Source organism: Flavobacterium sp. (assembly GCF_031422135.1).
In the GTDB taxonomy this organism is placed as follows: Bacteria; Bacteroidota; Bacteroidia; order Flavobacteriales; family Flavobacteriaceae; genus Flavobacterium.
In genome coordinates, this window is sequence record NZ_JANOQD010000091.1 from 1 (window position 1) to 8,215 (window position 8,215).

10 protein-coding genes are annotated in these 8,215 nt (G+C 30.7%); all 10 read left to right on the forward strand.

Annotated elements, in window-relative coordinates; all coding sequences use genetic code 11:
• Positions 1 to 6: 6 nt before the first annotated feature.
• Positions 7 to 105: an IS3 family transposase gene (locus RMO70_RS16940; protein ID WP_409025082.1), complete on the forward strand. Its 99-nt coding sequence runs from the start codon at positions 7 to 9 to the stop codon at positions 103 to 105.
• Positions 106 to 447: 342 nt separating this feature from the next.
• Positions 448 to 591, forward strand: a complete 144-nt coding sequence (locus tag RMO70_RS12030) for a hypothetical protein (protein ID WP_310556682.1) — start codon at positions 448 to 450, stop codon at positions 589 to 591.
• Positions 592 to 598: 7 nt separating this feature from the next.
• Positions 599 to 910, forward strand: a complete 312-nt coding sequence (locus RMO70_RS12035; RefSeq protein WP_310556683.1) for a hypothetical protein — start codon at positions 599 to 601, stop codon at positions 908 to 910.
• A gap of 232 nt (positions 911 to 1,142) precedes the next feature.
• Positions 1,143 to 1,682: a helix-turn-helix transcriptional regulator gene (locus tag RMO70_RS12040; RefSeq protein WP_310556690.1), complete on the forward strand. Its 540-nt coding sequence runs from the start codon at positions 1,143 to 1,145 to the stop codon at positions 1,680 to 1,682.
• A gap of 53 nt (positions 1,683 to 1,735) precedes the next feature.
• Positions 1,736 to 4,900 (forward strand): CHASE3 domain-containing protein, encoded by a 3,165-nt coding sequence (locus RMO70_RS12045; protein ID WP_310556684.1) that lies wholly within the window; start codon positions 1,736 to 1,738, stop codon positions 4,898 to 4,900.
• The gene (locus RMO70_RS12050; protein ID WP_310556685.1) at positions 4,884 to 5,318 is read left to right on the forward strand and encodes a response regulator; all 435 of its coding nucleotides are present in this window, start codon (positions 4,884 to 4,886) and stop codon (positions 5,316 to 5,318) included. Before RMO70_RS12045 ends, RMO70_RS12050 begins: the two co-directional genes overlap by 17 nt.
• Before the next feature lie 191 nt (positions 5,319 to 5,509).
• On the forward strand, positions 5,510 to 5,932 hold the full coding sequence (locus tag RMO70_RS12055) for a BLUF domain-containing protein (RefSeq protein WP_310556686.1): 423 nt from the start codon (positions 5,510 to 5,512) through the stop codon (positions 5,930 to 5,932).
• 133 nt (positions 5,933 to 6,065) lie between these two features.
• The gene (locus RMO70_RS12060) at positions 6,066 to 6,584 is read left to right on the forward strand and encodes a fasciclin domain-containing protein (RefSeq protein ID WP_310556687.1); all 519 of its coding nucleotides are present in this window, start codon (positions 6,066 to 6,068) and stop codon (positions 6,582 to 6,584) included.
• A gap of 147 nt (positions 6,585 to 6,731) precedes the next feature.
• Complete coding sequence (locus RMO70_RS12065; RefSeq protein ID WP_310556688.1) at positions 6,732 to 7,127, forward strand: hypothetical protein; 396 nt, start codon at positions 6,732 to 6,734, stop codon at positions 7,125 to 7,127.
• Positions 7,128 to 7,235: 108 nt separating this feature from the next.
• Positions 7,236 to 8,215: FAD-dependent oxidoreductase (locus RMO70_RS12070; RefSeq protein WP_310556689.1), on the forward strand; the 980-nt coding region annotated here is incomplete at its 3' end.

Consider the following 8,215-nt stretch of genomic DNA (forward strand, 5'->3'; position numbering starts at 1 on the left):
AAGGAAATACATGAATATATAAAATATTACAATAACGACAGAAGTAAGTCTAATTTAAACAAAATGAGCCCAATAAAATATCGAGCTCATTATTATCAAAATTAATTATAAATTTGTCCAAACTTTTGGGGTCAGTCTATATGATTTAAAGGGTTTTTTAATTTATCCTTATCCATTTTATTCAAAGTTTCACATTCTAAAGTGGCACAATTCGGGGCACTATGGAAACACAATCGTAAAATGGAAGAATTATTGGTTATTATTGGTCTATATAATATTTTTTTTGAAATATAAACCAAAAAAATAATTAGATACTTCTTAAATAAAGAAGAAATCTTTTAATTTCAATACCCAAAAATTCTATAAGTAAATTCCAAAATTCTATAAAACTTTTTGTATTTGATTATTATAATTTTACAATATTATAAACAATTAAATACTATTATTATGAACACATCTCAAAAAACCAATGACACTAAAAAAACTAGTGCCAATGAATCATCTAAAATGGATGACAAAAAAATGGATTCAAAAAAATCAGATCCTAAATCTTCTAATAAAGATTCTAAGTCACATTCAACAAAAAAATAATTTTTAAATGGAAAATTTTAGAGATGCTAATTCTAGTATAAAAAATATAAATTATGCTAGTTCAGACGGAAATTATAAATTTGATCCGCAAGCTGTTATAGACGAAAGTGAAAATAAATACGACTCTCATCCTGAAAAAAAACCACATCAATCTGAGGCAATTATTAATGACGAGCAAGACAGAAGTTCGTATAAAAATGTGGACGAACATGACCCAAAAGTGGAGGATTTTGATGAAAATAGATACGATTTAGGCAATACTGGTCTAGACCAGAATGGTTATCCAAGAATCAAAAATTCTTTCGGGAATAGCATATAATATTGCTTTATTTTTAGTTTAAAAAGGATAATTTATAAGTAAATAGATTGTCCTTTTTTAATGTTTAGCACAAAAACCGTACCTTCACCTAATTTTAATTATTAAAATTTAATAAACAAAACTATGAATTATATAACTTTTATTTAAAGTTATATAACATTTTGTATTTCATAATACCCATCTTTGAAAATTCTGATAAAACACCAATGATTTGAAATTATACATAAAATATATGGTTAGTAATCGCTGTAAAATAGCGGTTAGAGACGAACTCAAAAAACTTGGGCTGCATTTTATTGTGGTCGATTTAGGAGAAGTTGAAATCATGGAAAACCTAAATTCAGAAAAAAGAGAATTACTAAAACTGGGGTTACTCGATTGTGGTTTAGAATTAATGGACGACAAAAAAGCCATCTTAATCGAAAAAATCAAAAATATTGTCATTCAAATGATTCATCATTCAGAAGAAATTATTAAAGTGAATTTTTCTGATTATTTGAGTGACAAGCTAGACCACAACTACACTTATCTCGCTAATATGTTTTCCGAAGTACAAGGAATGACTATAGAACATTTTATTATTTCGCACAAAATAGAACGGATTAAGGAACTTATAATTTATGGTGAACACAATATTACCGAAATTGCTTGGAAAATGGGTTACAGCAGTGTAGCTCATTTGTCAAGTCAGTTCAAGAAAGCAACTGGACTTTCGCCATCGCATTTCAAACAACAAAAAGACAAACGCAGAACTTCAATAGAGCAATTATAATTTAGTTATAAAAAATCGTCATCATTAAATAGGTAATGCAATACAATCAGAATATGAAATTTTTATTAGACAAAACTATATCTTCCTTTTACTCGCTTACCGTTATTGTATTGGCTATTTTATTTGGTGTTTATTTCTATAACACACAATCTGTAAAAAAATCTAGTGATTTAGTCGAACACACACAAGAGGTTCTTTTGAAGAACAATACTGTACTCTTAAACGTAATAGATATAGAAACTGGTACAAGAGGATTTATTCTCACAGGAAAAGAATCTTTTTTAGAACCTTACAATAAATCAATAATAAGTGTAGAAAAAAATCTATCGTCTTTACAGTTGCTCTCTAAGGACTTCCCCAAACAAAAAGTAAGGATAGAATTTTTGCAAAAAAAAATAAACGAGAAGCTACGTTTGTCTAAACAAATTATAGCATTTCATAGAAACAGTAGCGGTATTGAAAACGAAAAGGTATATGACCTAGAAAAAGGGCAAGCAATTACAGACAGTATCAGAATTTTAATTGAAGAAATAAATAATGCCGAAATTGTACTGCTAAAACAAAGAAAAACCGATAGTACAATAACCACAACAAATTCGGAAACATTACTCGGATTGCTATTTTTGTTTATAGCAATAATTGTGATTCTTGTTTTTTATATTTTTAAAAACCATAAAAAAACAAGTACCGAATTGGTAGTAGCCAACAAAGAATTATTGTATCAAAGTGATGAAAAACAAAATCGTGCCGATGAGTTGGATATTGCAAATATTGAATTGGCACACCAGCAATCTGAAAAGCAAAATCGTGCTGACGAACTTGGCATTGCAAATATCGAGCTTGACTTTCAAAAAAATCTCGCACAACAACAAGCTTATTCACGCAGTTTAATTGAAGCAAGCCGCGATCCATTGTTTACGATTAGCCCAGATGGCAAAATTACTGACACCAATCAAGCTTCTGTTAGAGTTACCGATGTATCTAAAGAAAATTTAATTGGTTCGGATTTTATAACATATTTCACCGAACCTGAAAAAGCAAAAAGTGGATATGAAGAAGTGTTTTCTAAAGGGTTTGTTATTGATTATTCTTTAACTATAAAAGATGGAAAATTAACGCCAGTATTGTTTAATGGTTCGGTGTATAAAGACACAAACAACAATATAATTGGAGCCGTAGTAGTGGCACGTGATATTTCCGCACAAAAGAAAGCCGAAAAAGAATTATTAGAATTATTAAATGAAGTAACCGATTACAAGTTGGCATTAGACGCTTCGACAATTGTAGATATTACCGATAAAGATGGGAATATAAAGTTTGTAAATGAAAATTATACAAAAATTTCTAAATATACTTTTGATGAATTAGTAGGTGGCAGTCATTCGATGGTTAATTCTAAATTTCATCCTACAGCATTTATGGAAAATCTTTGGGAGCGAATTTCTAAAGGTAAAATATGGAAAGGAGAAATTAGAAACAAAGCCAAAGACGGCAGTTTTTATTGGCTAAATATGACCATTGTTCCGTTTCGAGATGATATGGGATTGCCTTTTCAATATGTAGCGATTAGTATTGATATTACAAAACAAAAAGAATTAGAACAAGAATTAATGGAAGCCAAAGTTTTTGCCGAACTCGCCACCACAATTGCCGAAGAATCTCGAAATAGTGCCGAAGATGCAGTAAAATCGAAACAGCAATTTCTCTCGAATATGAGTCACGAAATTCGCACACCAATGAACGCCATTATTGGGTTTACAAAAGTAGTTTTGAAAACCGAATTGACAGCCAAACAAAAAGAATATTTAATGGCAATAAAAATGTCGGGCGATTCATTAATTGTATTAATAAATGATATTTTGGATTTAGCCAAAGTCGATTCGGGCAAAATGACTTTCGAGAAAACACCGTTCAAGTTAGCATTATCCATAACAGCAATGTTGAATTTGTTTGAAACAAAAATTCAAGAAAAAAACCTAGAATTAATAACCAATTACGATGCAACTATTCCAGGAGTTATATTGGGCGATCCTATCCGATTGAATCAAATAATCTTAAATTTAGTCAGCAATGCAGTCAAGTTTACCAATAAAGGTACGATTGCGGTAAATATAAAAATGCTTTCGCAAGATGATGAAAAAGTCCAAATAGAATTTTCGGTGATTGATACTGGAATTGGAATAAAACCAACAAAAATCGGAAAGATTTTCGAGAATTTTCAGCAAGCAACCAATACAACATCTAGGTTGTATGGCGGAACAGGTTTAGGTTTAGCCATAGTAAAACAATTGGTCGAAGCACAAGGCGGAAGCATCAAAATTGATAGTACATTTGGCAAAGGCTCGACTTTTAGTATTGTATTAGATTTCAAAAAAACCAATATCGATGCGGTTTTGGAGCCCGAAATTTTAGAATTGAATACAGATGTCAAAAACATAAAAATATTGGTGGTCGAAGATATGGAACTCAACCAATTGTTGATGAAAACCTTGTTGGACGATTTTGGTTTTGAGTGCGATATAACCGCAAACGGACAATTGGCTATCGAGAAATTAGAAACCAAAACCTACGATATTATTTTGATGGATTTGCAAATGCCAGTAATGAATGGCTTTGAAGCTACCGAATACATTCGTAAAAAAATGAAATTAAAAATGCCTATTATTGCACTCACGGCTGATGTAACTACAGTTGATGTTGAAAAATGCAAAGCTGTGGGGATGAATGATTATATTTCTAAACCTGTTGATGAGCGTTTGTTGTACAGCAAGTTAATTGCTTATTCTAAAAAGCCAATTGCAATTATAGAACATATAAAAGGAGAAGTTCATTCAAAAGATACCATCAAATATGTAGATATGAGTTACCTCACGAAACTCACAAAATCCGACCCAAATTTGATGTCACAAATGATAAATGCTTATTTACAACAAACACCACCTTTAATTTTATCAATGAAAAAAAGTTTGGTTGACAAAGACTGGAAAATGTTGCAATCTGCTGTACACAAAATGATTCCATCGTTTTCGATTATTGGACTAAGTTCTAACATTCACGATATTGCAAAACGCATTCAAGAATATGCCTTTACAATCGAAATAACTGGAGAAATTCAAAATATGGTTTTAGAACTTGAAAAAGTTTGTACACAATCGTGTATAGAACTCGAAATTGAATTAGAAAAATTAAAAATAGAAAACCTTGAAAAACGAAAATAAAATAAAATTGTTCCTTGTCGATGACGATGCAGTTTTCTTGAAATCATTAGAAATCGAATTCCTAAATCACTGCGATTTCGATATTGAAACCTTTCCAACAGGTGAACTTTGCATTGCCAATTTATCCAAAAAACCCGATGTAATTATACTCGATTTTCATCTTGACGGCATTGACAAATCAGCTATGAATGGTTTAGCAACACTAGATGAAATTAAAAAATTCAATAGTGATATTCCAGTAATAATGCTCTCAAGTCAAGACAAAATAGATGTTGCAGTACAATGTATTCATCACGAAGCATTTGATTATGTGGTAAAAAGTGAAACGGCTTTTGTTCGATTAAAAAAAATAATTACTTCTATTTTTCTGTACAAGAAAATGAAAAAAGAGTTGAATTGGTATATGGATCGAATGTAGAGATTTTAGATTGCTGATTAACGATTGTTGACCCGAGAGCTTTGCTCGAACTGGCGAAGTATTTCAGATTCTTTGTCATTTCGACGTAGGAAGATTTCTCCTTCATAGAAATGACAAAACTGCATTGATTTTTGAAATTGAAGTTGACTTTTGAAGTTAAAGATTCCATTGAAATTAAAAACCTTAAAAAAATGTATGAAATAATTTATCGTTCCGTTGCAAAACCAAATATCAGCGCAGACGATATTGCGAAAATTTTAGAAACAGCACGAAATTTCAATTCCGAAAACGAAATTACAGGCTGTCTATTGTTTCATAATAACGAATTTATACAAATAATAGAAGGTGAAAAAAGCACATTGTTAAATCTTTATGAAAGCATCAAAAAAGACAAACGCCACGGCAATGTGATGCTTTTGGCAGAAGCAGAAATCCAAAATCGCATTTTCCCGAATTGGTCAATGGCATATTATCAATTAAACGAAAACGACTCTGTAAATATTGATAAACTTCTGTTTGTCAATAACTTCATAACACTTTCTGAACTTATAGAAAAACCAACCCACGCATCTAGATTGTTTTGGTTAATGGCAAAACAATTGCTAGAGCGATAAATAATGGAATTTAAATCAGTAAAAATTTTAATTTCTTACGTGGTAATTTTATAACATTATTAACTAATGTTATAAAATTTTTTAAAATTTAGAAATTAACTTTACATAAGTTTATTAATCTTAAAATTAAATTATGAAAACAATCAAAATGTTTGCAGTTGCAGTATTCGCAACATTAATCAGTGCAACAAGTTATGGACAAAAAACAAAAACAGTAGTTGAAAATGCAGTTGCATCAAAAGACCACACAACTTTAGTAGCTGCTTTAAAAGCAGCCAATTTGGTTACCACTTTATCAGGAACTGGTCCTTTTACAGTTTTTGCTCCAACAAACAAAGCATTTGATAAACTTCCAAATGGAACTTTAGAAATGTTATTAAAACCTGAAAATAATGAAAAATTATCTTCAATTTTGACCTATCACGTTGTGGTTGGGAAATTAGACAGTAAAGCAATTATTTCAGCGATTACAAAAGGTAAAGGATCAACTACATTAGTAACAGTTCAAGGCGGAAAATTAGTTGGAACAATTGTTGGTAAAGATGTAATCTTAACTGACGAAAAAGGCAATAAAGCAAAGGTTACAGCTGTAGATGTATTATCATCAAACGGAGTAATACACGTTATTGACTCAGTTGTTATGCCTAAATAATTTTTCTTAAAAAAACTTTAAATCCTGCTTTTTTGCGGGATTTTTTCCGTTTAAAAAATAGGAATAATATAACTTTTTATAAAAATTCTATAATACTTTTTAATGTTTTCAACCCCAACTTTGTAAAACAATTTAAAGTATAGAAAAATGAACAAAGTAATAGTAGTTCTAGCAATAATAACAAGCATAATTTTTACCTCTTGCAAATCGGCACAACAAAAAGAATCTACCGCCAAGCAAAATTATGAAGACACTAAAATTTCAAATGTTAATCAATGGCTAGCTTTCAAAACTGAATCTAAAGCCAAAATTCTTGATAACGAAAAAAAAATAGCCGAACTCAAGGTCAGAATGAACAAACCTGGAAACACTTTCGATGGTTTATACAGAACGAGAATAGAAAAACTTGAAGCCGAAAATAACGAACTAAAATCGAAACTAAAAAATTATAACGGCAATGAAACCGAATGGGAAACATTCAAAAGCGATTTTAATCGCGATATGAACGAAATCGAAAAAAACATAAAAGATTTATTTAGGTAGTGCATTATTTGGGGAGATAATGCAAAAGCGAGGCAAAAAAACCTCGCTTTTTTTAATCCTAACAGGTTTTCAAAACCTGTTAGGTTTATTAATTAATTAGAGGAAATAATGCAAACAAAACAAAAAATAATTGTCATTGGTGGCGGTTTCGCTGGTATTCAACTCGTGCGTCAACTTGACTCCAACTTATTTGATGTTTTACTCATTGATAAAATAAACCACCACCAGTTTCAACCTTTGTTTTATCAAGTGGCCACTTCACAACTCGAACCATCAAGTATTTCCTTTCCGTTACGGAATGTTTTTAAAGGCAAAAAAAACCTTCAAATTCGCTTAGCAGAAGTTTTAAATATTGACGAATCGAATCATACAATATCAACTACAATTGGTCATTTTGATTACGATTATTTAGTAATTGCTATTGGTTGCAAAACTAATTTTTTTGGGAATCAAGAAATCGAGAAAAATGCTTTTACACTTAAAACAACCTACGAAGCCATAACGATAAGAAACCATATTCTGCAAACATTCGAAAATATTATTTCTGCTGAAGATGAAGTAAAAGAAAGTTTATTGAATTTGGTTATAGTAGGAGCAGGCCCAACTGGTGTAGAATTGGCAGGTTCATTTGCCGAAATCCGAAAAAATATTTTACCTAAAGATTATCCTGGTATCGATTTTTCTAAATTTAAAATAATTCTGGTTGAAGGCAGCAAAAACACGCTGAATTCAATGAGTGAAAACGCCAAAATTGCTTCTCAAAAATACCTTGAAGAAATGGGCGTAATCATTTTAACGGAAACTATTGTAGACCATTATGATGGCAAATTATTAACATTAAAAAATGCCGAGGCTATCAAAACCAAAACCGTTATTTGGGCTGCTGGCGTTACTGGAAACAAAATTTCAGGATTATCAGAAAATTATTATGCCAATTCAAATAGACTAAAAGTAAATCAATTAAATCAGGTTATTGGATCACAAAACCTATTTGCTGTTGGAGATATTGCTTTAATGGAAACGGAGAAATATCCCAAAGGACATCCACAATTGGCAAATGTAGCCATTAATCAAGCAAAGAATTTAGC

Excerpts from the sequence above, each read along its gene's own strand:
- RMO70_RS12030 (WP_310556682.1), top strand. The coding sequence starts at position 448 with ATGAACACATCTCAAAAAACCAATGACACTAAAAAAACTAGTGCCAAT.
- RMO70_RS12035 (WP_310556683.1), top strand. The coding sequence starts at position 599 with ATGGAAAATTTTAGAGATGCTAATTCTAGTATAAAAAATATAAATTAT.
- RMO70_RS12040 (WP_310556690.1), top strand. The coding sequence starts at position 1,143 with ATGGTTAGTAATCGCTGTAAAATAGCGGTTAGAGACGAACTCAAAAAA.
- RMO70_RS12045 (WP_310556684.1), top strand. The coding sequence starts at position 1,736 with ATGAAATTTTTATTAGACAAAACTATATCTTCCTTTTACTCGCTTACC.
- RMO70_RS12055 (WP_310556686.1), top strand. The coding sequence starts at position 5,510 with ATGTATGAAATAATTTATCGTTCCGTTGCAAAACCAAATATCAGCGCA.
- RMO70_RS12060 (WP_310556687.1), top strand. The coding sequence starts at position 6,066 with ATGAAAACAATCAAAATGTTTGCAGTTGCAGTATTCGCAACATTAATC.
- RMO70_RS12065 (WP_310556688.1), top strand. The coding sequence starts at position 6,732 with ATGAACAAAGTAATAGTAGTTCTAGCAATAATAACAAGCATAATTTTT.